This window comes from Pseudomonas sp. EMN2, from assembly GCF_009650555.1.
GTDB classification, from domain to species: domain Bacteria; phylum Pseudomonadota; class Gammaproteobacteria; order Pseudomonadales; family Pseudomonadaceae; genus Aquipseudomonas; species Aquipseudomonas sichuanensis.
The window spans coordinates 15882-39672 of sequence record NZ_VZZR01000015.1 but is presented as its reverse complement, the minus strand read 5'-3'; the positions used below and the strand labels follow the sequence as shown (position 1 = coordinate 39672).

The window sequence follows — 23791 nt, the reverse complement described above, 5'->3', positions numbered from 1 at the left end:
AGACACGGAAAATCGTGCCGACAGGGGGTCGACCCGCGCCCCTTTGCCAGAGTTTCAATCGGTTCGATTGCCGCCAGCCGAACGGCAAACAGCGGGCGAATACCGCACCGATTCACCTGCCACGGCGCCGCGAAGCCGAACGGCTGCCCTAGAATCGCCCCCAGACAGCCCGCCCGTACACGGCGCGGCACATAACAACAAACAGTCAGTGGAACCCCGCACCATGCGCTTGATGCCTGCGCTGGCAGCCCTGCTGCCGCTGCTCCCCTTGCCCGCCCACGCCGCCGCGCCTGCCCAGATGCAGACGCTGACCGTCAACCGCTATGCCGACGACGGCCAGCCCGGCAGCCTGCGCTGGGCCATCGAAACCAGCAACCTGAACCCCGGTCACTACCGCATCGATATCGCCGCCGTGGGTAAACCGCCCCATGTGATCCGCCCGGCCCGAGCGCTGCCGGAAATCAAGGGGCCAGTCAGCATCACCGGCCTGGCCTGGGCCCGCGACGGCCAGTACATCACCATCGATGGCTCGGGCTACATCAAGGACCAAGGCGTGCACACCTGCCCAGGCGCCCTGCCCGGCCAGTACGGCACCAACGTGCGCACCACCACCAACCCCGGCCTGGTACTGCGCGATACCCAAGGCGTGCACATCCAGGGCCTGGAAGTGCGTAACTTCTGCATCGGCATCCTGGTCAACCGCGCCAGCCACAACGTCATCGAAGACAACCTGATCGTCGCCAACAAGGGCGGCGCCGGCATCATGCTGACCGGCGACGACGGCGCCGGCAACCCGACCGCCACCACCACGAACAACAACAAGGTCCTGCGCAACCAGCTGATCGACAACGGCGATGGCCTGGAGCTGACCCGTGGCGCGGCGTTCAACCTGGTCGCCGACAATCTGTTCCGCTCCACCCCAGCCAACCCGGAACCTTCCCAGGGCATCGAGATCCTGCTGGGCAACGACAACAGCGTGGTGCGTAACCGCTTCGAAAACTATTCTGACGGCCTGCAGATCAACTGGGGCAAGCGCAACTACCTGGCCGCCAACACCTTCAGCGGCAACTCCATCGGCGTCAGCGTCACCGGCGAGGGCAACGTCCTCGACGGCAATCTGATCCACGGCAACCGTATCGGCGTAGCGTTAAGGCCAGAGCCGGACATCACCGCCACCCGCCTCACCGCCAACCGCATCTGGAGTAACAGCCAGGATATCCGCCGCTGCGAGGCCGGGGGTTCGTGCGTGGCCGACCAGCGCACCGGCGCCATCGTCTTCGGCGTGCCGGCCCAGGCCCACGCGCTGTACGTGGGCTCGCGCGGCATCGGGGCGCAGTTGGCGAAGCAGGACCAGGCAATCATCTGCGACCCCAAGGGCGAACCCAAACCTTGCCAGCCGCTGCCCAACCACAACCAGCAACCGCCGACTCTGATCGCCCTGGAGGGCAATGTGCTGCGCGGCGAGGTGCAGGGGCCGGCATCGAGCCTGCTGCGGGTCGAGCTGTTCGGCAATGCCCAGGCCGAGGCGACCGAGGCCGAGCAGTATCTGGGTGAAGTGCTGATCAAAAGCGATGCCAAGGGTCAGGCGCGGTTTGCTCAGGCGCTTGTCCAAAGCGAAGGGCTGCAAAGCTTCACCGCGACCGTCACCACCGCTGATGGCGCAACTTCAGCGTTGAGCAAAGCACTTCGTCGTTGAGGCAACCGGCCTTGTCGCCACCAAGCTGGCGGCAAGGCAGCCACTGCCGATTTCACGTAGCATGGGTACTTTCCCACCACCACTGTCCATCGCCATGCTGATTCCCTACGAGCAACTCGAAGCCGACACCCTCACCCGCCTGATCGAGGACTTCGTCACCCGCGACGGCACCGACAACGGCGACGACACGCCACTGGAAACCCGTGTACTGCGGGTGCGCCAGGCGCTGGCCAGGAAGCAGGCATTCATCCTGTTCGATTTCGAGAGCGAGCAATGCCAGCTGCTGGCCCGGCATGATGTGCCGGCGGAACTGCTGGCGCCCTAGGCCTGCACTTTCGCCTGCTGCTCTTTGATCCGCTTGTACACCTCCACCCGGTGTACATCGACATGGCGCGGTGCGCTGATGCCGAAGCGAACCTGGCCATTCTCGACCGACACCACCTGGATGCTGATGTCGTCCCCGATGAAAATCACCTCACCCACTTCACGCCCGATTACCAACATGCTCCGATCCTCCAGCCATATGGAAAACCGGAGACTGCCTTGATGGCTTTCTCCTACTCAATCGCTCTGGGGTGAAATAGACCTAGCCTACTCGCATAGGTAAAAGGTCCTACAAAAATGCGGCTTAACCATAATGCCAGTCAGTTAAGCCAATTGGGGCCGCTGCGCGACCCTTCGCGGGTAAACCCGCTCCCACAGGATTGCACAAAATCTCTAGCTAACGCTGTAGCTGTGGGAGCGGCGGTTCGCCGCTGCGATTTACCCGCGAAGGGCTGCAAGGCAGCCCCATTGGTGGCGATGAAGCACTAACTGACGGGCATTAGGCTCAACCAGCACTTTTGCCGGCCTTGGCGCGCATCTTGACCGCCATATCGGCCATTTCGTCATACAGCCGCTGGGGCGCCTGGCACTTGAGCTGCCATGCCTGGCGACCGGCTTCGTGGGGCAAGATGAGGAATTCGCCGGCGGCCACCTGTGCATGAATGTACTCGGCAATATCGGCAGCACTGATGGGCGAACCTTCCAGCAACTTGCCCACCTGTGCTTTCATTGCCGGGGTCGGCCCACGGAACGAATCGAGCAGGTTGGTCTGGAAGAACGACGGGCAAACCACGTGCACCGCCACCCCGACCTGGCGCAGCTCCACCAGCAGGCTTTCCGACAGCGCCAGCACCCCGGCCTTGGCCACGTTGTAGTTGCTCATGCCCGGGCCCTGCATCAGCGCGGCCATGGAGGCGATGTTGATGATCCGCCCACGGCTGCGTTCGAGCAGCGGCAGGAACGCCTTGCATCCCTTGACCACGCCCATCAGGTTGACCGCGATCTGCCAGTCCCAGTCTTCCAGCGACAGCTCGCTGAAGAAGCCGCCCGAGGCCACCCCCGCGTTGTTGACGATCACGTCGCAGCCCCCCAGGCGCTGTTCACAGGCCTGGGCCAGGGCGGTGAGCTGGCTGTAGTCGCGCACGTCGCAGCGCTGGACAAAACCGTCGCCACCGACGGCGCGCACCAGCTCCAGTGTCTCGCGCAGGCCCACCTCGTTGACATCGGCCAACGCCAGCTGCCAGCCCTCACGGGCCCAGCGCAGGGCAATCTCACGGCCCAGGCCGGAACCGGCCCCGGTGATCATCATTCGCTTGTGCATGGTCGCTGCCTTGTCCTGAACAGTGGGAATGCCCGGCAGTCTAGCGACAAGCAGGGTTGCGCCGGTGTGGCATCAGGCCGCTGAATGTGAGGGTATCGGGCGACGCCGGGGAACTGGCCGGCGTGTACCGACAGCAGATTGAATCTTTACCGGCGCGCACCGGTCGGAAACTAAGAGCGGCCAGCATTGTTCCGCGGCCCTTGACCCCCAACCACGCAAGGACTCCGCCATGACCACGATCCTCATCATCATCCTGATCCTGCTGCTGATCGGTGGCTTACCAGTCTTCCCCCACTCGCGCAGTTGGGGTTATGGCCCTTCAGGCATCGTCGGCGTGGTGCTGGTGGTGCTGTTGATCCTGGTGTTGCTGGGGCATATCTGACCTAGCCACGCGGCGGCACCAGGCGCAAATCACCGCGCAGGCGCCGCAACAGCGCCTCGCGGTCCAGCGGCAGGGCGAGGTAGTCGCCCTGGGCGCTCTCGCAGCCCATCCCCAGCAAGGCCAGGTGCTGTTCTGCGCTGGAGACCCCGACCACCGTCAGGTGCTGTTCGAGGGCCAGCGCCAGGTTCAGGCAATGCTGCACCACCGCACGGCACCGGGCTTCGTGGGGCAAGCCGCGAATGAAGCGCTCGGCCAGTTTGATCCGGGTGAACGGCAACTGGCACAACAGCTGGCTGCCGGCCTGGTCGCTGCCGAACTCGGCCAGGCTCAGCTCGCAGCCCAGCGCCCGCAGGCGCAGCAAGTTCTCAAGCTCCACCACGGTGATGTGGTAGAGGCTGCGCCCGCTCAGCTCGAAGCACAGGTGACGCATGTCGAAGCGCTGCTGGTGCAGCAAGGTGCGAATGCGCAACACCAGCGAGCGGCCCCGCAACTGCGGCCCCTGCAGGCGCAGGGTGATGCGCAACCGGCGCCCCTCGCCCTGCAGTTCGCTGTGCAGCGCCAGGCCCTGCTCAAGCAGTAGCAACGCCAGTTCATCGAGCAAGCCACAACGCTCCACGACGGGCAGGAAGATCTCCGGTGCCAGCACCCCCATCAGCGGATGGTGCCAGAACGGTATCAGGTCAACGCCAGTGATGCGCCCGTCGCGCAGGTCGAAACTGGGCAGATAGAACGCCGTGAACTGCCCGTCGCGCATGCCGCGGCGCACCCCTTCCTCACCCGGCCAGAGCACCGCCGGGCGGGGTGAGGCGGTATCCGGCGGCAGCGGATTCGGCAGGCACTGGCGCAGCATCTCCACCGACAAGGGCGGATCCATGTCGGCGATGAAACGCATGCCTAGCCGCTCCACCAGTTGCTGTACGCCGCGGCGCATGCTCGGGCTCAGGCTGCTGGTCAACAGCACCGCACCCGCCAACCTGGCCTTGCCCAGCCGATGGAGGAACTCCAGGGTATCCATGCTGCCGTCGCTCCCGCCCGTCAGGGCACACACCGCCAGATCGACCCGTCCGGTCTGCTGCAGACCTAACAGGGCTTCATTGGCATCCTGTGCCTGCAACACCTCGGCACATCCCAGGTAACCAAAGGTCTTCACCGCGATCACCCGCTGGAAGCGGTGCTCTTCGACTACCAGCACCCGCAACCCGTCTACCTCCATGTTCCACCTCTCGCTGCTCAACTCTGACCGACGTGCCTGTCACGTGCGGCGCTGTTCTGTGTGCTGTAGCGCTGCAACACCCGTTCAAGCTCACTCAGCGCCTGGCAAACGGCCTCCAGTTGCCCGGGCGGGAGCGTGCCGCCGGCACAGCTGCGCTCGACCTGCTCGCAGGCCTCGATCACCTTGCGGGCGCGAATGATGCGCGCCCCACCCTTGATCCGGTGAGCCAGCGCAGCCAGTGCCCCCAGATCCTCGTTTTCGCCATGGCCGAGCAGTTGGCCAAGGTCTTTGCGGTTGCTGGCCAGCAGGTCATTGAGCAGCGCGTCCAGCGCCTGCTGGTCGCCCCCGGTCAGACGCTCCAGGCTGCTCAGGTCGAAGCCGTCGCCCACGGCGACGGGCGCATCGTCACTCACCCGCGGCATGCCCATCAGTGCTTGGGCGAGGGCCTTGAGCCCCAACGGCTTGAAATGGCAGGCATCCATGCCAGCACGCTCGCAGCGCAGGCGCTCACCTACCAGCGCATTGGCCGTCAGCCCCAGCACCCGGCAGGCCCGGCGCCCCTGCCGGCGCTCGTGCAGGCGAATCGCCCGGGCCAGGGTGTAGCCATCGAGCACGGGCATGTTGCAGTCGCTGATCACCACATCGAAATCGCCCTGCAACCACGCGCGCAAGCCTTGGGCGCCATCTTCGGCAACGCTGGCGCGATGGCCTAGGTAGCCCAGCTGATTGGCCAGCAGCAGGCGATTGGCCGGATAGTCATCGACCACCAGTACCCGCAAGCTCTCACTCTTTGCCAGCAGGGCGTCGGGCGCCTCCTGCGCCGCCAGCGCTTCGCGGGCCTTGACCCGCTCGAGCCGCAGTGCCAGATCGATCCGCGTGCCCACGCCCAGGGTGCTGCGCAGGTGCATGTGCCCGCCCATCAACTCGCACAAGGTACGGCTGATCGACAGGCCCAGCCCCGCCCCGCGCCGTGCAGACTGGCGGTTGTTGCTGGCCTGCCAGAACAGCCCGCCAAGCCGTGACAGCTCCGCCTCGGGAATGCCGATACCGGTGTCCTCCACGGTCAGCTCGACCGCCATCGCACTTACCTGCACGGCGCTGCGCAGGCTTACCCGGACACTGCCACGGTGGGTGAACTTGATCGCGTTGCTCAGCAGGTTGGCAAGGATCTGCTTGAAGCGCAGCGGGTCGAGCAGTACCTCGGCGTCCGCCGGCCCCTCCAGCTCCAGCAGCAGTTGCAGCCCCTTGCTGCGTGCCTGCTGCTCGAACAGTTGCACCACCTCGGCCACATGCTGTTGCAGACACACCGGCTGCGGCGCCAACTGCAGGTGACCGGTTTCGATGCGGGTAACGTCGAGGATGTCGCCGATCAGCTCGAGCAGGCTGCGCGCCGCGTCCGAGGCGACTTCGATCGACAAGCGGTCGAGCACCCCCTGCTCGGCCTTGCGCAAGGCCAGTTCGAGCATACCCAGCACGGCGTTGAGCGGCGTGCGTATCTCATGGCTCATGGTGGCGAGGAAGTGAGTCTTGGCCTGGTTGGCGCTGTCGGCATCATCCTTGGCCGCCTGCAACTGCACCTGCAGGTGCTGGCGTTCGGTGACATCGATCCAGCCGGCGATCACCCCGGCCTGGCCATCACGCAGACCGCGGTAAGGGAGCATCCAGTGAGACAGGGTCCTTTGCCGACCTTCGCCCAGGCTGACCTGCAGGTCTTCGACATGCACCCGGCCGCTGGCCAGCACCTCGCGCCAGGCGCCCTGCCAAGCCAGTGCCTCACTCTGGCCCAAAGGCTGGCCAATGACCGCCGCCTGGCTGACCTGCAAGGCCTGCAGGTAACTGTTGTTGCAGGTCAGCAGGCAGCCGTGCTGGTCGCAGACGTAGATCGGATGTGGTGTGCCGTCGATCATCACGCGCATGAAAACCAACTGGTCGGCCAGTTCGCGCTCGGCCTGCTCGCGCACCCGCACCAGCCGGCGCAGGTAGCGGACCCAGGCCAGTGCCAGCAACAGCGACAGGGCGACTGCGGCAAAACCTTGCAGTACCTCCTGCCGATAGCGTTGCCAGAAACTGTCGGCAACGATCACCTCGCTGCGCCAACGGCGGGCCAATGCGTCCATTTCCTGGGGAGACAGGCTGAGCAGCGCCTTGTCGAGGATCGCCTGCAGCTCCAGCGCGCCTCGTGGGCTGGCGAAAGCGAAATAGGCCGGCTCCAGGGCGAGGCTGGCACTGATCTTCAGGCGTGTCGGCGCCAGCCGCTCGGTCAACGCCCGTGCACCGATCATGGGCACCAGCGCAGCATCGGCACGGCGGCTGGCCACGCGCCAGACCGCATCCACCGGCCCATCGGACTCGACCAGGTGGATGTCCGGATAGTGCTGGCGCAAATACGCCTTGGGATAGCCGCTGCGGGTCACAGCCAGGCGCTGCCCGGTCAGTTGCTCCAGGGTAGATACCGCGTTGCCGTTGTCCGCAGTGACCAACACCTGCGCCGAACTGGCAAAACTGCGGCTGAACGCCAGGTGCTGCTCACGTTCATTGCTGGGCGTAACACCGGCGATCAGATCGGCCTCGCCCCGGGCGGTACGCTCGATCATGCGCTCCAGGGTACCGCCGGCCACCAGGTCGAAGGTCAGGCCGGTGCGCCGGCCAATGCGCTGCAACACATCCACCGCCAGCCCGCGCAAACGCCCCTCTCCGTCGCGGTAGCTGATGGGTGGGTACTGATCGTTGAGCAGCACCCGCAACGGCCCCTGGCCCTGTACCCAACTCGACTCCTTGTCACTCAGTTGCAGCGAGCCGCGCTCCACCACCCCCTGCCCGCCCCAGCGACGACGGATGCGCGCATGCTCCTGCGGCTCGATGCTGGCCAGCACCGTATCGACCAGGCCGTGCAACGGCGTGTCGTGCGGATGCATGGCGAACCCCAGCGGCTGGTTTTCCAGCCCGGGGCTGTCGAAGGCTTCCAGCGGCCCGACCAGCCCCTTGCGGATCAGGTACTGACTTTCCAGTGCGCCCCCCAGGTAAAGATCGGCCTGGCCAAAGGCCAAGGCACCCAGTGCTGCACGGGTGGAAGGGAATACCTGGACCTTCGCCTGAGGATATCGAGCGAGTACGCTGTCGAGTCTGCGGTAACCTTCGCGCATGGCCACGCGCAAAGGCACATCGGCCGCTGGTTCATCCTCTCGCAGCACCACCACTGGCAGGTCTTGCGCATAGGGTTGCGATAGCCGCAGGCCGGCATCGCTGGCCTGCCGGGCAGTCACACTGGCCAGCAGGTCCACTTCATGCGCCCGCAACGCCTCGATTGCGGCATCGAGCGAAACATACACACGGATTTGCACGGGCAACTGCAGGTGCCCGGCCAGCAGCCCGGCATAGTCGGCGCTGATCCCTTGGTAGTCGCGCCCGGTACCAAGGATGTCCAGCGGTGGGTTGTCCGGCCTCACCACCGCCAGCCGGAGCTGCTGTCGCTCCCACAGCCAGCGCAACTGCGCTTCGTCCGGAGTCAACCGGGGGCCGGAAAAGGTCGAGCGGCCGTGCAACTGCGGCAGTTGATCGGCGGCCAGAAGCGGTGCGCAACACAACAACACAGCCAGCAGCCCCCTGTGTATCAGCCCCACGGGATGACCACTAGATCAGCAGGTTGCGACGGGCGACGTCGGCCAGTTCGATCACCGAACCGACCCGTAGTTTGTCCAGCAGCCTGGCTTTGTAGGTGCTGATGGTCTTGTTGCTGAGCAGCATGGCTTCGCCGATGGCCTTGTTGCTCAGGCCCCGCGACAGGTGCTGGAGGATGATCACTTCCCGGTCGCTGAGGCCGGAAAGGCGTTGCGCTTCACTGGCGTGGATGTCCTGGCGGTTTACCGAACTCAGCGACACCTCGGGGAAATAGCTGTAGCCCGAGCGCAGGGCCAGCACCGCCTTGCTCAGCTCGCAGAGATCATCGGACTTCGACACGAAGCCGGCAGCCCCGGCCTTCATGCAGCGCAACGAGAAGCACTCGGCCAACTGCGAGGTGAGCACCAGGATCTTCGGCGGCTGTGGCAGCGCCCGCAACCGGGCCATGACCTGCAGCCCATCCAGGCCGGGCATGATTATGTCGAGGATGACCAGATCGGGAGTGTGCTCGCGGGCCAGCTGCACGGCATCGACGCCGTTGTCGGCCTGGCCGATGATGTCCAGGCGCTCCTGACGCAACTGCAGGCACACGCTGGCGCGGATAAAAGGGTGATCGTCCACCACGAGGGCTTTTTGCATGGCGTTGTCCTCTTCGTTGAGCGGTTTGCTGGCTCGCAGTACGAGTAGACGCGCGAGGCGGCCATTGCGGGCCTTGGTGGCACATTGTTCACCTTGCCCCTGGCCCCGAATGCACGATGCGTCCTAAATCAAACAAGAAATTTCCTAAGATCGAGTCCACCTTCCCTACTTTTCAGCGCACAAAAAAAACGCCCCGCAAGCGGGGCGCTTTTCATATAAGGGTTGGATCAGTGCGAAACCGCACCGCTGGCCCCAAGGCCGGTCTGCGAGCGGACGAACTGCGGGTAGAACAGCGCGCGTTCGTCTTCGGCAGCCTTGGACTTGTCGGTTACCGAGAAGAACCAGATACCGACAAAGGCGATCAGCATCGAGAACAGCGCCGGGTACTCGTAGGGGTAGATGGCTTTCTCGTGGCCGAGGATCTGTACCCAGATGGTCGGGCCGAGGATCATCAGGCCCACCGCGCTGATCAGCCCCAGCCAGCCGCCGATCATGGCGCCGCGGGTGGTCAGCTTCTTCCAGTACATCGAGAGCAGCAGTACCGGGAAGTTGCAGCTGGCGGCGATGGAGAAGGCCAGGCCGACCATGAAGGCGATGTTCTGCTTCTCGAACAGAATCCCCAGGCCGATCGCCAGTACGCCCAAGGCGATGGTGGTGATCTTCGACACGCGGATCTCGTCCTTGTCGTTGGCCTTGCCCTTGCGCCAGACGCTGGCGTACAGGTCATGGGACACCGCCGAGGCACCGGCCAGGGTCAGGCCGGCAACCACCGCCAGGATGGTGGCGAAGGCCACGGCCGAGATGAAGCCGAGGAAGATGCTGCCACCCACGGCATCGGCCAGGTGCACCGCCGCCATGTTGTTGCCACCCAACAGGGCGCCGGCGGCGTCCTTGAAGTCCGGGTTGGTGCTGACCAGCAGGATCGCGCCGAAGCCGATGATGAAAGTCAGGATGTAGAAGTAGCCGATGAAGCCGGTGGCGTAGAGCACGCTCTTGCGGGCTTCCTTGGCGTCACTGACGGTGAAGAAGCGCATCAGGATGTGCGGCAGGCCGGCGGTACCGAACATCAGCGCCAGGCCCAGGGAGAACGCCGAGATCGGGTCCTTGACCAGGCCGCCCGGACTCATGATCGCCTCGCCCTTGGCGTGCACCTTGATCGCCTCGGAGAACAGGGTGTTGAAGTCGAAGCCCACGTGCTTCATCACCATCAGCGCCATGAAGCTGGCACCGGACAGCAGCAGCACGGCCTTGATGATCTGTACCCAGGTAGTGGCGAGCATGCCGCCGAACAGCACGTACAGGCACATCAGCACGCCGACCAGGATCACCGCAACATGGTAGTCGAGGCCGAACAGCAGCTCGATCAGCTTGCCGGCACCGACCATCTGCGCAATCAGGTAGAACGCCACCACCACCAGCGAACCGGAGGCCGACAGGGTGCGGATTTCCTTCTGCCCGAGGCGGTAGGAGGCAACGTCGGCGAAGGTGTACTTGCCCAGGTTGCGCAGGCGTTCGGCGATCAGGAACAGGATGATCGGCCAGCCGACCAAAAAGCCGATGGAGTAGATCAGGCCGTCGTAGCCCGAGGTGAACACCAGGGCCGAGATACCCAGGAACGAGGCCGCCGACATGTAGTCACCGGCAATCGCCAGACCGTTCTGGAAGCCGGTGATCTTGCCACCGGCGGCATAGTAGTCGGCGGCAGAGTTGTTGCGTTTGGAGGCCCAGTAGGTAATGCCCAGGGTAAAGGCGACGAAGGCCACGAACATGGCGATCGCGGCAACGTTCAGCGGTTGCTTCTGCACCTCGCCGGTCAGGGCATCGGCTGCCCACACGGCGGGTGCGAAAGCGCCGCAGGCCAGGACGGCCAGGGCTTTGGCATGACGGATCATTGCTTGGCCTCCTCGAGGATTGCCTTGTTCAACTCGTCGAATTCGCCGTTGGCGCGGCGCACGTAGATGGCAGTCAGCACGAATGCCGAAACGATCAGGCCGACGCCCAGGGGGATGCCCCAGGTGATCGACGAGCCGGGGCTGAGCTTGGCACCGAGCAGGTGCGGGCCGTAGGCGATGAGGAGGATGAAGGCGCAGTAGAGGCCGAGCATGACTGCCGAGAGAACCCAGGCGAAACGCTCGCGCTTGGTGACCAGTTCCTTGAAGCGCGGACTGTTCTGTATCGATTGGTAAATGCTGTCGTTCATTGTTTTTGTCCTAGCAGCACAGATGTAGGGAGAACCCGACTCCACTTTATGCTGCCGCTGGACGCCAACCAGACGACCTTAGTCTTAGATGCAAGGGTGTTTTACAGATTTCGCAACAACCACAAAAGCATCGCGGGGCAAGCCCGCTCCCACGCCCACCCCCTGAGGGACGGCGTGGGAGCGGGCTTGCCCCGCGATCGGACCTTCCGGCCAACCGTTACTTGCCAGTCCACTCCTTGACCCGCTCCGGATGCTTGGCCACCCAGTCCTTGGCCGCCGCTTCCGGCTTGGCGCCTTCCTGGATCGCCAGCATCACTTCGCCGATCTCATCCTTGGACTGCCACTGGAATTTCTTCAGGAACTCGGCCACTTCCGGGGCCTTGGTGGCCAGTTCCTTGCTGCCGATGCTGTTGACCGTTTCCGCGGCGCCATACACGCCTTTGGGATCTTCAAGGAACTTGAGCTTCCACTTGGCGAACATCCAGTGCGGCACCCAGCCGGTAACGGCGATGGATTGCTGCTTGGCATAGGAACGGCCGAGCTCGGCGGTCATTGCCGCGCCGGAGCTGGCGGTCAGTTTGTAGCCGGTCAGGTCGTAATCCTTGATGGCCTGCTCGGTCTTGAGCATGACCCCGGAGCCTGCGTCGATGCCGACGATCTTCTGTTTGAAGCTCTGGTCGGTCTTGAGGTCTTCGATGCTGTTGGCCTTGACGTATTCGGGGACGATCAGGCCGATCTTGGCGTCCTTGAAGTTGGGGCCGAAGTCGACCACGTTGTCCTTGTTCTTGGCCCAGTACTCGCCATGGGTGACCGGCAGCCAGGCCGACAGCATGGCGTCGAGTTTGCCGGTGGCCACGCCCTGCCACATGATGCCGGTGGCCACGGCCTGCAGTTTCACGTCGTAGCCGAGCTTCTGCCTGATCACTTCGGCGGCCACGTTGGTGGTCGCCACGCTATCGGACCAACCATCCACGTAACCGATGCTGACTTCCTTGGCCATGGCTTGCGCAGTGCTCATGGCCAGTACCAAAGCAGTGCCCACGCCCAGGAAACGTCGCATTCTTGTAAAAGTCGCCATCAAAGCATCCCCTCGTCAGGTCTTGGAGATTCCATCATCAACCTGACACATCAGGCGACCTGCTCTGTCAGCGACCTTTAGCGAACGATCAGCGACAGCACTGTGCCATTAGCGCCAGCAGCCCGCGCCGACCTGCGCGATCCTTGCATGCCAAACGCTTGGCGCCGGGCTACTATCACAGGTTCGCCCGCACAGGACCCATCGCCGGCAAGCCGGCTCCCACTGGGTCCATGCGATTCCCCGTGGGAGCCGGCTTGCCGGCGATGGGCCGCGCAGCGGCCCTGCTCACGAACCCGACGATGGACCGCCCGATGTTGCGCACGACCTACCTGCTCGCCTGCCTGCTCGCCCTCCTCGGCCTCGGCGCCCTCTGGTACGGCCTCGGCAAGCCGGTGCAGCTGCCAGACGCCGCCAGCCCCACACACAAATTGCAGTGCGCCTCCTACACGCCGTTCGACAAGGACCAGTCGCCGTTCGACCAGCCCTTCCGTTTGCGCCCGGCGCGCATGGACGCCGACCTGGCACTGCTGGCCGAGCGTTTCCAGTGCATCCGCACCTACTCGATGACCGGCCTTGAAGCCATCCCGGCGCTGGCTCGCAAGCACGGCCTGAAGGTGATGCTGGGGGCCTGGGTCAACGCCAACCCGGTGGACACCGACAAGGAAGTCGAGCTGCTGATTGCCGCCGCCAACGCCAACCCCGACGTGGTCAGCGCGGTGATCGTCGGCAACGAGGCGCTGCTGCGCAAGGAAGTCACCGGCGAGCGCCTGGCCGGGCTGATCAACCAGGTGAAAAGCCAGGTCAAGGTGCCGGTTACCTACGCCGATGTCTGGGAGTTCTGGCTGCAGCACCCGCAGATAGCGCCTGCGGTGGATTTCCTCACCATCCACCTGCTGCCTTACTGGGAGGATGACCCGCGTGGCATCGATGCGGCCCTGGCGCATGTCGCCGACGTGCGTCAGGTGTTCGGCAACCGCTTTGCGCCCAAGGACATCCTGATCGGCGAAACCGGCTGGCCAAGCGAGGGCCGCCAGCGCGAGACGGCGGTGCCGAGCCGGGTCAACGAGGCGCGTTTCATTCGTGGTTTCGTCGCCCTGGCCGAGGCCAATGGCTGGCACTACAACCTGATCGAAGCCTTCGACCAGCCGTGGAAGCGCGCCAGTGAAGGCGCGGTGGGCGGCTACTGGGGGCTGTACGACGCCGACCGCCAGGACAAGGGCGTGCTCGAAGGGCCGGTGAGCAACCTGGCGCTGTGGCCACAATGGCTGCTGGCCTCGCTGCTGTTGCTGCTGGCGACCCTGGCCCTGGCCGGGCGCCCGGCGAATGCCCGCGCCGCCTTGCTGTTGCCGCTGCTGGCCGCGCTGGGCGCCGGCAGCCTGGGGCTGTGGGGCGAGCTGATGCGCACCAATGCACGGTTTGCCGGCGAATGGCTGTGGGCCGTGCTGCTGGCCGGGCTCAACCTGCTGGTGCTGGCCCAGGCGGCCTTGGCCCTGGCCCGCCGCGATGGCTGGCGGCAGCGGTTGTTCGCCTGGCTTGAAGGCCATGCTGGCAAGTGGTTGCTGGCCGCGGGGTTCGCGGCGGCGGTGAGCATGCTGGCGATGGTGTTCGACCCGCGCTATCGCAGCTTCCCCAGCGCGGCGCTGCTGCTGCCGGCGGTGGCCTACCTGCTGCGCCCGGTGCGTGCGCCTCGGGCGGAGGTGGCGTTGCTGGCGTTCATCGTTGGCGCGGGCGTGGCGCCGCAGTTGTACCAGGAGGGGTTGGCAAACCGGCAAGCATGGGCTTGGGCGCTGGTCAGCGTGTTGATGGTCGGGGCGTTGTGGCGCAGTTTGCGTTTGCGCAAGGCCTGAAGATGCCGGTCAGTCAAGCCAACTGGGGTCGCAGCGCGCCCCTTCGCGGGTAAACCCGCTCCCACATGGACCCCGCTCGATTCAGACTTTGCGTGATCCTGTGGGAGCGGGTTTACCCGCGAAGGGGCGCAAAGCGGCCCCAGCAATCTCGAGTGAACAACATTACTCATCAACCGCGGCTTTCGCACAACTCGATCGGTTTCAGATGCGCAACAAAATTGCACGGCCGATGCCGGGCATCCAACTGCTCGGCCAGGATCCCCTCCCACGCCGTGCGGCACGCCCCGGTCGACCCCGGCAGGCAGCACACCAGGGTGCAGTTGGCCAACCCGGCCAGCGCCCGGCTCTGCACGGTCGAAGTGCCGATATCAAGGATCGACAACGCGCGGAACAACTCGCCAAAACCATCGATGCGCTTGTCCAGCAGGCACTCGACCGCTTCGGGTGTACTGTCGCGGCCGGTAAAGCCGGTGCCGCCGGTGATCAGCACCACCTGGACCTGCTCATCGGCAATCCAGGTGGCGACCTGGGCGCGGATCTTGTACAGGTCGTCCTTGAGCAGCTCACGTGCGATCAGCCGATGGCCGACCTCCACCGCACGGCTGGCCAGCAGCTCGCCGGAGGTGTCGTTGGCATAACTGCGGGTATCGCTGACGGTCAGCACGGCGATGTTCAGTGGTACGAACACCGCGTCCGGTTTGACACTCATTGGGTTCTGCTCCGTGATTGGCCTCGCGGCCACGTTAGAGGCAAGCCTCGGCCTGCGTCCAATCGATACGGCGAACCAACCGATCAAGGGCCTCTATCGACCGGTAACCATTAAAGATTGGCCAGCCCGCGCGGAGTTGGTTAAGGTCGCCGAACCCGCCACCCCGCTCGCCAGGCCGCACCATGGACATCAAGCAGCTCAAGTTCCTCATTGCCCTCGACCAGACCCGCCACTTCGGCCAGGCCGCAGCGCTGTGCCATATCACCCAGCCGACCCTTTCGATGCGCCTGCGCAACCTGGAAGACGAGCTGGACCTGGTGCTGGTCAAGCGTGGCCAGCGCTTCGAGGGTTTCACCGAGGCCGGCGAGCGCATCCTGGCCTGGGCCCGTACCCTGCTGGCCGCCCACGATGGCCTGCAGGCCGAGGCCGCCAGCTGCCGTGGCCAGGTGGTCGGCAGCCTGCGCCTGGGCACCGTGCCGCTGGCCAGCTTCAACCCCATGCAACTGCTGCTGCCGCTGCGCGAAAAATACCCCGAGCTGAGCTTCCAGCTGTCGTCGCTGAGCTCCGAGCAGATCATCGACGGCCTGTCGCGCAACCAGCTGGACTTAGGCATCTGCTACCTCGACCAGGTCAATGCCAGCTTCTTCGAAGTGATCGAGCTGAGCACCACCACCATGGGCCTGCTGCACGACACCCGGCATTTTCAGTTCGACGCCGACACCCTGCGTTGGGACCAACTCGGCGAAATTCCGCTTGGCCTGCTGAGCAAGGGCATGCACTACCGCCAGTCACTGGATCTGAGTTTCCGCAGCCGTGGCCTTGAGCCCAATTCGGTACTGGAAAGCGACTCGACCTTCCAGCTGATCCAGGCCATCAATGCCGGGGTGTGCTGCGCGATCATGCCGCTGGATTGCGGCCTGGAGGAGCTGAGCACGCACCTGCGGATCATCCCGGTGGCCGACGCCAGCATCCACAGTCCGGTGGGCCTGCTGCTACGCCGTAGCGAGCCACGCTCGGCGATTGCCGAGCAGTGCTTCGCCGAGGCCAAGGCACTGTTTCAACCTTCCTGAGCTGTCGCCTGGCGATACTGCCTCGGGGTAAACCCGGTCAGCTGCCGGAACTGGCGGCTGAACGCGCTGTGGTCGGTGTAGCCGCAGCGCAGGGCGACCTCGGTGATCGGCAGGTCCGAATGCAGCAACTGATGGGCGTGTTCCAGGCGGGCTTTGTGGATCATCTGCCGTGGCGTCAGGTGGAACACCCGTTTGCAGTAGCGCTCCAGCTGCGCCACTGAAATCCCGGCAATACGGGTCAGCTCGCCCATGCTGATCGGCTGGTGAAAATGCGCGCGGATATGCGCGTCCACCGCGGCCAGGCGCTGATAGGCGGGGTGGGTGTCGGCGGCGGATTGCAGATCCACGGAAATACCCACCAGGCCGATGATCCTGCCGGCGCGATCATGGAGCGGGCGCTTGTGGGTCAGGCACCAGCCCGGTTCGCGGCTGCCGTACAGGTGCAGCTCCAGCTGGTCCTCCAGCACCAAGCCTTGCTCCAGCACGCGGCGGTCCTGCTCGGTGTAGCCGGGGCCGAGCCGGGCCGGGAAGACTTCGGCGCTGGTCTTGCCCAGCAGGGGTTGCAGTTGCTTGAGGCCGCAGCGCTGTACCAGCGTGCGGTTGGCCAGCACGTAACGGGCCTGCTCGTCCTTGATGAAGATCGCCGCGTTGGCGATGACGTCGAGCATCGGCAGCAGCCAGACCACCCCGGTAAGCAGCGCCTCCAGGGACTCGGGGCGGTGCTGGTCGAGCTGCTGGTAGAGGGTGGCGAGAGGTTGCTGGGGCATCGGTATCTTCGCTCCTGATTGTCGGCCTCTCGCGGGGCAAGCCCGCTCCCACGATGCTCAGTAGGCGTGGGAGCGGGCTTGCCCCGCGATTGCCACGCACAGCCATTACCGCAATGGCCTGCAGCCTATCCAGCAACCTCGCCCTTCACCAGCGCTTTCGCGAACTGTGCCGATTTCGTCATCCCCCTTGCCGAAAACCATCAAGAACCCCCGCCCCGATCGGTCCACTCTATGCCCCACGCAAGCCGCCCATGATCTACAAGAACGCGGCCCGAAAAGCCGCATCGTGACATCAGACCTGCCTATCCAAAACCTACAAAAAGGCGACCCCATGTCAGGCAAATTCAAGAAACAGCTGTCATTGCTGGACCTCACCTTCATCGGCCTCGGCGCCATCTTCGGCTCCGGCTGGCTGTTCGCCGCCAGCCACGTGTCGGCCATCGCCGGCCCGGCCGGGATCCTGTCCTGGTTCCTCGGCGGTTTCGCCGTACTGCTGCTGGGCATCGTCTACTGTGAGCTCGGCGCTGCGCTGCCGCGCGCCGGTGGCGTGGTGCGCTACCCGGTGTATTCCCACGGCCCGCTGCTGGGCTACCTGATGGGCTTCATCACCCTGATCGCCTTCTCCAGCCTGATCGCCATCGAAGTGGTCGCCTCGCGCCAGTACGCCGCGGCCTGGTTCCCCAGCCTGACCAAGGCCGGCTCCAGCGACCCGACCGTGCTCGGCTGGCTGGTGCAGTTCGCCTTGCTCGGGCTGTTCTTCGCGCTCAACTACCGCAGCGTGAAGACCTTCGCCAAGGCCAACAACCTGGTCAGCGTGTTCAAGTTCATCGTGCCGTTGCTGGTGATCGGCGTGCTGTTCACCTTCTTCAAGCCGGAAAACTTCGAGGTGCAGGGCTTTGCCCCGTTCGGCATGTCCGGCGTGGAAATGGCCGTGTCGGCCGGCGGCATCATCTTCGCCTACCTGGGCCTTACCCCGATCATCTCGGTGGCCAGCGAGGTGAAGAACCCGCAGCGCACCATCCCCATCGCGCTGATCCTCTCGGTGCTGCTGTCCACCGCGATCTACGCCCTGCTGCAACTGGCCTTCCTCGGCAGCGTGCCGACCGAAATGCTGGCAAACGGCTGGGCCGGGGTAACCAAGGAACTGGCCCTGCCCTACCGTGACATCGCCCTGGCCCTGGGCGTCGGCTGGCTGGCCTACCTGGTGGTGGCCGATGCGGTGGTCTCGCCCAGCGGCTGCGGCAACATCTACATGAACGCCACCCCGCGGGTGATCTATGGCTGGGCGCAGACCGGCACCTTCTTCAAGTACTTCACCCGCATCGACGAGCAGTCCGGCATTCCGCGCCCGGCACTGTGGCTGACCTTCGCCCTGTCGGTGTTCTGGACCCTGCCGTTCCCGTCCTGGGAAGCGCTGATCAACGTGGTCTCGGCCGCCCTGGTGCTGAGCTACGCGGTGGCACCGGTGACCGTCGCCGCCCTGCGCCGCACGGCCCCGGACATGCCGCGCCCGTTCCGGGTCAAGGGCATGGGGGTGCTCGGCCCACTGTCGTTCATCATCGCCGCGCTGATCGTCTACTGGTCGGGCTGGAACACCGTGTCGTGGCTGCTGGCCCTGCAGATCGTGATGTTCGTGCTGTACCTGCTGTGCCGCCGCTTCGTGCCCACCGAGCACCTTTCCATTGGCCAGCAGGTGCGCTCGTCGGCCTGGCTGATCGGCTTCTACGCCGTGACCATCCTGCTGTCCTGGCTGGGCAGCTTTGGCGGGCTGGGGGTGATCGGGCATCCGTTCGACACGGCGGTCGTGGCTGCTGCGGCGCTGGGTATCTATTACTGGGGCGCCGCCACCGGCGTGCCGACTCACCTGGTACGGCTGGATGGCGACGACGAGAGCGAGGCGGCCGGACAGGTGCGCAGCGGCCATCGGCCTGCGGCACTGGCCTCCTGAAAACCGACAGGAACGCGTGGGAGCGGGCTTGCCCCGCGATTCAAGGCAAGCGGCTTCATCGCGGGGCAAGCCCGCTCCCACGGTGCCACCTTAAATCTGCAACGGATAACGCCCATGAAACAGATCCACGTCATCGACTCCCACACCGGCGGCGAACCGACCCGCCTGGTCATGAAGGGCTTCCCGCCATTGACCGGCCGCAGCATGGCCGAACAGCGCGACGAACTGCGCGAGTTGCACGACCACTGGCGCCGCGCCTGTCTGCTGGAACCACGCGGCAACGATGTGCTGGTGGGGGCGCTGTACCGCCCGCCGGTTTCCAGCGACGCCACCTGCGGGGTGATCTTCTTCAACAACGCCGGCTACCTGAACATGTGCGGCCACGGCACCATCGGCCTGGTCGCCTCCCTGCAGCACCTGGGGCTGATCGAACCGGGGGTGCACAAGATCGACACCCCGGTGGGCCAGGTCAGCGCCACCCTGCATGCGGACGGCGCGGTCACCGTGGGCAACGTGCCGTCCTGGCGCTACCGCCAGCAGGTGGCGGTCGAGGTGCCGGGCTTTGGCCCGGTGCGCGGCGACATCGCCTGGGGCGGCAACTGGTTCTTCCTGGTCAGCGAACATGGCCAGCGCCTCGAACTGGACAACGTCGAGGCCCTGACCGACTACACCTGGAAAATGCTCAAGGCCCTGCAAACCCAGGGTATCACCGGCGAGCACGGCGCGCCGATCGACCATATCGAGCTGTTCGCCGACGACGCCCACGCCGACAGCCGCAACTTCGTGATGTGCCCGGGCAAGGCCTATGACCGCTCGCCCTGCGGCACCGGTACCAGCGCCAAGCTGGCGTGCCTGGCCGCCGACGGCAAGCTCGCCGAGGGCCAGGCCTGGGTGCAGGCGAGCATCACCGGCAGCCAGTTCCAGGGCCGCTTCGAGCGCGAGGGCGAGCGTATCCGCCCGTTCATCACCGGCCGCGCCCACATGACCGCCGACAGCACCCTGCTGATCGACGAACAAGACCCGTTTGCCTGGGGCATCTGATCCCGCTTTCTTCCCGACGAACACTGCAAGGAGTGACAACAATGACTGACAACATCTTCACCGGTTGCATGCCCGCCCTGATGACCCCGTGCACCGCGCAGCGCACCCCCGACTTCGATGCCCTGGTGCGCAAGGGCCGCGAACTGATCGAGGCCGGCATGAGCGCAGTGGTGTACTGCGGCTCGATGGGCGACTGGCCGCTGCTGACCGAGGCCGAGCGCCAGGAAGGCGTGGCGCGCCTGGTGGCCGCCGGCATCCCGACCATCGTCGGCACGGGCGCTGTGAACACCCGTGAGGCGGTAGCCCATGCCGCCCACGCGGCCAAGGTTGGCGCCGCCGGCCTGATGGTCATCCCCCGCGTACTGTCCCGTGGCGCCTCGCTGATTGCCCAGAAGCATCACTTCTCGGCGATCCTCGCAGCCGCGCCCAAGCTGCCGGCGGTGATCTACAACAGCCCCTACTATGGCTTCGCCACCCGCGCCGACCTGTTCTTCGAACTGCGCCGCGAGTACCCCAACCTGATCGGCTTCAAGGAGTTCGGCGGCGCCGCCGACCTGCGCTACGCCGCCGAGCACATCACCTCCCAGGATGACGACGTGACCCTGATGGTCGGCGTCGACACGCAAGTGGTACACGGCTTCGTCAACTGCAACGCCACCGGCGCCATCACCGGCATCGGCAACGCCCTGCCACGCCAGGTGCTGCAACTGGTGAGCCTGAGCAAGCAGGCGGCCAAGGGCGACGCCAAGGCCCGGCGCCTGGCGCGGGAGCTGGAAGCGGCGCTGGCGGTGCTGTCGTCGTTCGATGAAGGCTGCGACCTGGTGCTGTACTACAAGCACCTGATGGTGCTCAACGGCGATACCGAATACAGCCTGCACTTCAACGAGACCGACGCGCTCACCGACGCCCAGCGCCACTATGCCGAGCAGCAGTACAGCCTGTTCCGTGCCTGGTACGCCAACTGGTCGGCCGAGCAGAACGTGGTCTGAAGCCCTGCTCGCCAGCAAAGACGGCTCCTGTGGGAGCCGGCTTGCCGGCGATCACCGGCCTGGCCGGTGCCATCCTCCGAACCCTCCGCCCCAAGGACGCCCCCATGCCCCTCACCGGCAACCTGCTGATCGGCCAGCGCGCCGTAACCGGCACCCAGGCCGCGATCCGCGCCATCGACCCGACCACCGACAAACCGCTCGATCCGCCTTACCCCGGCGCCAGCGCCGAGCACCTAGCCCAAGCCTGCGCCCTGGCCTGGGCGGCGTTCGATGAATACCGTGAAACACCGCTGGAACGCCGCGCCCATTTCCTCGAAACCATCGCCGAGCAAATCGAAGCCCTGGGCGATGAACTGATCCACCGCGCCGTCGCCGAAACCGGCCTGCCCGCGCTCCGTATCCAGGGCGAACGCGGCCGCACCTGCACCCAACTGCGCACCTTCGCCCGGGTAGTGCGTGCCGGCGAATGGCTGGACGTGCGCGTCGACCACGCCCTGCCCACGCGCCAGCCGCTGCCGCGCGCCGACCTGCGCCAGCGCCAGGTGGCCCTGGGCCCGGTGGCGGTGTTCGGTGCCAGCAACTTCCCGCTGGCCTTTTCGGTGGCCGGTGGCGATACCGCGTCGGCGCTGGCAGCGGGCTGCCCGGTGGTGGTCAAGGCCCACGGCGCCCACCCCGGCACCAGCGAGCTGGTCGGCCAGGCCGTGGCCCGGGCGGTGAAGTTGTGCGAACTGCCCGAAGGCGTGTTCTCCCTGCTGTACGGCGCCGGCCGCGACGTCGGCCTGGGCCTGGTCAACGACTCGCGCATCAAGGCGGTCGGTTTCACCGGCTCGCGCAGTGGCGGCGTGGCCCTGTGCCAGGCCGCCCAGGCACGCCCGGAGCCGATTCCGGTGTACGCCGAAATGAGTTCGATCAATCCGGTGTTCCTCTTCGACGCCGCCCTGCAAACCCGCGGCGAAACACTGGCACAAGGTTTCGTCGCCTCGCTGACCCAGGGCGCCGGCCAGTTCTGCACCAACCCCGGGCTGCTGATCGCCCGCCAGGGCCCGGCGCTGCAACGCTTCATCGCCGCCGCCGGCGAACAGCTGCAGCGCACCGCCGCGCAGACCATGCTCACCCCTGGCATCTTCGCGGCCTTCGCCGCCGGCGTCGCCGCGCTGGCCGAAAACCGCAACGCTCAACTGGTCGCCAGCGGCCAGGCGCCGCAGGGGCCGAACCAGTGCCAGGCGCAGTTGTTCGTGACCGAGGCTACGGCTTTTTTGGGTGACCCGGCCTTGCAGGCCGAAGTGTTTGGCGCGGCTTCACTGGTGGTGGCCTGTGACAGCGATGCGCAGGTGCGCCAGGTCGCCGAGCACCTGGAAGGGCAACTGACGGCCACCTTGCACCTGGACGACACCGACCTCGACAGTGTCCGGCAACTGCTGCCGACCCTGGAGCGCAAGGCCGGGCGCATTCTGGTCAACGGCTGGCCGACCGGCGTCGAGGTGTGCGATGCGATAGTCCACGGCGGGCCGTTCCCCGCCACTTCCGATACCCGCAGCACCTCGGTGGGCACGGCGGCAATCCTGCGCTTCCTGCGCCCGGTCTGTTACCAGGACCTCCCCGATGCCCTGCTGCCCGCCGAGTTGCAACAGGGCAACCCGCTGCAGCTGCGGCGTCTGGTCGACGGCAAACGGGAAGGCTAGGCATGCTCGAAACCCCTGAAACCGATATCGCCGTGGTCGGCGCCGGCATCGTCGGCGTCGCCTGTGCCCTGCAACTGGCCCGCCAGGGCAAGCGGGTGTTGCTGATCGACCGCCAGGCGCCCGGCCATGGCGCCTCCTGGGGCAATGCCGGGCACCTGGCCACCGAGCAAGTGTTCCCGATCGCCGACCTGTCGATCCTCAAGCGCCTGCCGGCCATGCTACTCGACCCGATGGGCCCGCTGCGCCTGGACTGGAAGTACCTGCCCAGGGCGTTGCCCTGGTTCACCCGGCTGCTGCTCAACCTGCGACCGGCGCCCTTCCAGCGCAGCGTGGACGGCCTACGCGTGCTCAACGAAGCCAGCCTGGGCGCCTGGCAGCGTTTGCTGGACTCGATCGGGCGCAGCGATCTGCTGCATGAGGATGGCTCGTTGCTGGTATTCGAACGCACCGAATCGCGCACGGCACTGCAGGCCTTGCGCACACGCCTGCAGCAGCAGGCGGTGCCGGTGGACTACTGGTCGGCGCAGACCGTACAGGCCGCTGCGCCACAGTTGAGCCCGTCGATTCAGGGCGGCCTGTTCTTCCCGCGTACCGGGCATTTCGTCGACCCGTATCGGGTGGTCGACGCGTTGTTCGATGCCGCCCAGGCCGCCGGTGTGCGGCTCGCCCAACGGCAGGTAAACGGTGGCCGGCTGCACGCTGGCGGGGTCACCCTGGGCAGTGACCAGGGCGAGCTGCAGGCCCGTCAGGTGCTGATCGCCTGCGGTGCGCATTCGGCAAGGCTGGTGCACAGCTTGACCGGCAAACGCGTGCCGCTGGACACCGAACGCGGCTACCACCTGATGCTGCCCAACGAGCAGCAGCGGCTGCCGTTCGCGGTCACCTCGCTGGAGCGCAAGTTCATCATGACGCCCATGGCCGGTGGCTTGCGCCTGGCCGGCACGGTGGAGTTCGCCGGGCTCGATGCAGCACCGAGCATGCAGCGGGCGTGGCAGCTGCATCGGTTGAGCAAGGGGTTGTTCCAGCGCGAGCTGGATGCCGAGGGGGCGACGCCGTGGATGGGGTTCAGGCCGTCGTTGCCGGATTCACTGCCGGTGATCGATCGGGTGGCGGACGGCAAGGTGCTGCTGGCGTTCGGGCACCAGCACCTGGGGTTGACCCAGGCGGCGGTGACGGCGCAGTGGGTTGGGCGCTTGGCAGACAACCCGATGGATTGCCGAATGGCCGCCTATCAGCTGGATCGGTTCTGAACAAATGGCAAATCGCG

General features: G+C 65.7%; 20 protein-coding genes. 10 read left to right on the top strand and 10 right to left on the bottom strand.

The window, feature by feature from the left end; translation table 11 throughout:
- Positions 1-223: 223 nt before the first annotated feature.
- Both F6X61_RS06225 and F6X61_RS06220 read left to right on the top strand, forming a co-directional pair.
- Positions 224-1696 (top strand): nitrous oxide reductase family maturation protein NosD, encoded by a 1473-nt coding sequence (locus F6X61_RS06225; RefSeq protein WP_153785856.1) that lies wholly within the window; start codon positions 224-226, stop codon positions 1694-1696.
- Positions 1697-1790: 94 nt separating this feature from the next.
- Entirely contained in the window at positions 1791-2021 is a 231-nt protein-coding gene (locus F6X61_RS06220; protein ID WP_110996347.1) for a YheU family protein, read from the top strand.
- Here F6X61_RS06220 and csrA read toward each other — a convergent pair.
- Together csrA and F6X61_RS06210 are read right to left on the bottom strand one after the other, a co-directional pair.
- Positions 2018-2200 carry a carbon storage regulator CsrA gene (gene csrA, locus F6X61_RS06215; RefSeq protein WP_153785855.1) on the bottom strand — a complete coding sequence of 61 codons (183 nt, stop codon included), beginning with the start codon at positions 2198-2200 and terminating at the stop codon, positions 2018-2020. The two genes, F6X61_RS06220 and csrA, sit on opposite strands and share 4 nt — an antisense overlap.
- Positions 2201-2525: 325 nt before the next feature.
- Positions 2526-3341, bottom strand: a complete 816-nt coding sequence (locus F6X61_RS06210; RefSeq protein WP_153785854.1) for an SDR family oxidoreductase — start codon at positions 3339-3341, stop codon at positions 2526-2528.
- A 229-nt stretch (positions 3342-3570) separates the two neighbouring features.
- Here F6X61_RS06210 and F6X61_RS06205 point away from each other — a divergent pair, with 229 nt between their 5' ends.
- Positions 3571-3723 carry a DUF3309 family protein gene (locus tag F6X61_RS06205; RefSeq protein WP_110996334.1) on the top strand — a complete coding sequence of 51 codons (153 nt, stop codon included), beginning with the start codon at positions 3571-3573 and terminating at the stop codon, positions 3721-3723.
- Position 3724: 1 nt separating this feature from the next.
- On the opposite strand, the gene F6X61_RS06200 is transcribed toward F6X61_RS06205, so the two are convergent.
- The 6 genes from F6X61_RS06200 to F6X61_RS06175 form a co-directional block, all read right to left on the bottom strand.
- Positions 3725-4936: an EAL domain-containing protein gene (locus tag F6X61_RS06200; RefSeq protein WP_153785853.1), complete on the bottom strand. Its 1212-nt coding sequence runs from the start codon at positions 4934-4936 to the stop codon at positions 3725-3727.
- 17 nt (positions 4937-4953) lie between these two features.
- Positions 4954-8526, bottom strand: a complete 3573-nt coding sequence (locus tag F6X61_RS06195) for a transporter substrate-binding domain-containing protein (RefSeq protein WP_178125781.1) — start codon at positions 8524-8526, stop codon at positions 4954-4956.
- A gap of 40 nt (positions 8527-8566) precedes the next feature.
- Positions 8567-9193, bottom strand: coding sequence for a response regulator transcription factor (locus F6X61_RS06190; protein WP_110996337.1), 627 nt, complete (start codon positions 9191-9193; stop codon positions 8567-8569).
- Between the two features lie 227 nt (positions 9194-9420).
- On the bottom strand, positions 9421-11085 hold the full coding sequence (locus F6X61_RS06185) for a cation acetate symporter (RefSeq protein ID WP_110996338.1): 1665 nt from the start codon (positions 11083-11085) through the stop codon (positions 9421-9423).
- Positions 11082-11393 carry a DUF485 domain-containing protein gene (locus F6X61_RS06180; protein WP_153785851.1) on the bottom strand — a complete coding sequence of 104 codons (312 nt, stop codon included), beginning with the start codon at positions 11391-11393 and terminating at the stop codon, positions 11082-11084. The genes F6X61_RS06185 and F6X61_RS06180 overlap by 4 nt, the downstream gene beginning before the upstream one ends.
- Positions 11394-11610: 217 nt before the next feature.
- The gene (locus F6X61_RS06175; RefSeq protein WP_110996340.1) at positions 11611-12471 is read right to left on the bottom strand and encodes a glycine betaine ABC transporter substrate-binding protein; all 861 of its coding nucleotides are present in this window, start codon (positions 12469-12471) and stop codon (positions 11611-11613) included.
- 299 nt (positions 12472-12770) lie between these two features.
- On the opposite strand from F6X61_RS06175, the gene F6X61_RS06170 reads away from it, so the two are divergent.
- Positions 12771-14318, top strand: a complete 1548-nt coding sequence (locus tag F6X61_RS06170; protein WP_153785850.1) for a beta (1-6) glucans synthase — start codon at positions 12771-12773, stop codon at positions 14316-14318.
- Between the two features lie 169 nt (positions 14319-14487).
- On the opposite strand, the gene moaB is transcribed toward F6X61_RS06170, so the two are convergent.
- On the bottom strand, positions 14488-15027 hold the full coding sequence (moaB, locus tag F6X61_RS06165) for a molybdenum cofactor biosynthesis protein B (protein ID WP_153785849.1): 540 nt from the start codon (positions 15025-15027) through the stop codon (positions 14488-14490).
- Between the two features lie 182 nt (positions 15028-15209).
- On the opposite strand from moaB, the gene F6X61_RS06160 reads away from it, so the two are divergent.
- Positions 15210-16097 carry a LysR family transcriptional regulator gene (locus F6X61_RS06160; RefSeq protein ID WP_153785848.1) on the top strand — a complete coding sequence of 296 codons (888 nt, stop codon included), beginning with the start codon at positions 15210-15212 and terminating at the stop codon, positions 16095-16097.
- Here the strand turns inward: F6X61_RS06160 and F6X61_RS06155 are convergent.
- On the bottom strand, positions 16085-16864 hold the full coding sequence (locus F6X61_RS06155) for an AraC family transcriptional regulator (protein WP_153785847.1): 780 nt from the start codon (positions 16862-16864) through the stop codon (positions 16085-16087). The genes F6X61_RS06160 and F6X61_RS06155 overlap by 13 nt on opposite strands.
- Positions 16865-17195: 331 nt before the next feature.
- Between F6X61_RS06155 and F6X61_RS06150 the strand changes: the two genes are divergently transcribed.
- The 5 genes from F6X61_RS06150 (at position 17196) to F6X61_RS06130 (ending at position 23774) form a co-directional block, all read left to right on the top strand.
- Positions 17196-18812 (top strand): APC family permease, encoded by a 1617-nt coding sequence (locus F6X61_RS06150; RefSeq protein ID WP_153785846.1) that lies wholly within the window; start codon positions 17196-17198, stop codon positions 18810-18812.
- 114 nt (positions 18813-18926) lie between these two features.
- A complete protein-coding gene (locus F6X61_RS06145) occupies positions 18927-19853 on the top strand; it encodes a 4-hydroxyproline epimerase (protein WP_153785845.1) in 927 nt (308 codons plus the stop codon).
- A gap of 41 nt (positions 19854-19894) precedes the next feature.
- A complete protein-coding gene (locus tag F6X61_RS06140) occupies positions 19895-20842 on the top strand; it encodes a dihydrodipicolinate synthase family protein (RefSeq protein ID WP_153785844.1) in 948 nt (315 codons plus the stop codon).
- Positions 20843-20946: 104 nt separating this feature from the next.
- Positions 20947-22524 (top strand): aldehyde dehydrogenase (NADP(+)), encoded by a 1578-nt coding sequence (locus tag F6X61_RS06135; protein WP_153785843.1) that lies wholly within the window; start codon positions 20947-20949, stop codon positions 22522-22524.
- A 2-nt stretch (positions 22525-22526) separates the two neighbouring features.
- A complete protein-coding gene (locus F6X61_RS06130) occupies positions 22527-23774 on the top strand; it encodes an FAD-dependent oxidoreductase (protein WP_153785842.1) in 1248 nt (415 codons plus the stop codon).
- The last annotated feature ends 17 nt before the right edge of the window (positions 23775-23791 follow it).